The organism is Acetivibrio ethanolgignens (assembly GCF_001461035.1).
GTDB classification, from domain to species: domain Bacteria; phylum Bacillota; class Clostridia; order Lachnospirales; family Lachnospiraceae; genus Velocimicrobium; species Velocimicrobium ethanolgignens.
Genome location: NZ_LNAM01000128.1, coordinates 1 through 692, shown reverse-complemented (window position 1 = coordinate 692; position 692 = coordinate 1). Strand labels below are relative to the sequence as shown.

Here is a 692-nt window from a genome sequence, read left to right as displayed (position 1 = left end):
TAGAAAAGTTGTACATTATTATTTTGGAACTTTTGTACATTTTTGTATTGACATTTATAAGAAGGATATTCCGCATCAGGGTACTCATAGATGAATTATCCAATATACCAAGATTACATACATCCACACGAATCCCTTCATCAATAAGCTTTGTTATCAGGTCACTTGCCTGCGACACACTCCTTGCGAACCTATCCAGTTTAGCCACTACCAGCGTATCTCCAGCTTTTAATTCTTCCAGCAGCTTATCAAATTCTGGTCTGGTCATCTTCGTACCAGTTGTTTATTGCAAAAGTAAAATACAGAAAGTTGCAGCCCCCTTTTGTAGGTAATTGCAGAATCAACGGATGGGGTAAATGTAGGTTTTGATTTGCCGCATCCGTTGATTTTACAGGGGTTTGGGGGTGTAGCCCCCAAGGTCTATTTTGCAACAACCTACATACATAGCATTTTGCAACAACCTACATTTTACCTCTGCAAAAAACATACCAGTAAAAGAATCCATATAGATAACCTCTGCTCCATGCTCCTTAAGCAACCTTTCCTGTGCTTCCAGACTGTTCCCATCCTTTGCCTGTCCTTTTGTACTCACTCTTCCGTACCCATAAATCATAATCTGAATCTCCTTCCGTAATTTAGTGTCTGCTGATTAAGCAGACATTTGCAACTTCCAACTCTTACATCTGCTCCAG

At 39.9% G+C, this 692-nt stretch carries 2 protein-coding genes; both read right to left on the bottom strand.

Features of this window, described 5'->3' with window-relative positions; translation table 11 throughout:
- Positions 1 to 268: recombinase family protein (locus tag ASU35_RS06910; protein ID WP_172794611.1), on the bottom strand; the 268-nt coding region annotated here is incomplete at its 3' end.
- 120 nt (positions 269 to 388) lie between these two features.
- On the bottom strand, positions 389 to 613 hold the full coding sequence (locus ASU35_RS20130) for a hypothetical protein (RefSeq protein WP_058352309.1): 225 nt from the start codon (positions 611 to 613) through the stop codon (positions 389 to 391).
- Between the last annotated feature and the right edge of the window lie 79 nt (positions 614 to 692).

Coding starts and splice junctions, on each gene's coding strand:
- ASU35_RS20130 (WP_058352309.1), bottom strand. CDS start 613: ATGATTTATGGGTACGGAAGAGTGAGTACAAAAGGACAGGCAAAGGAT.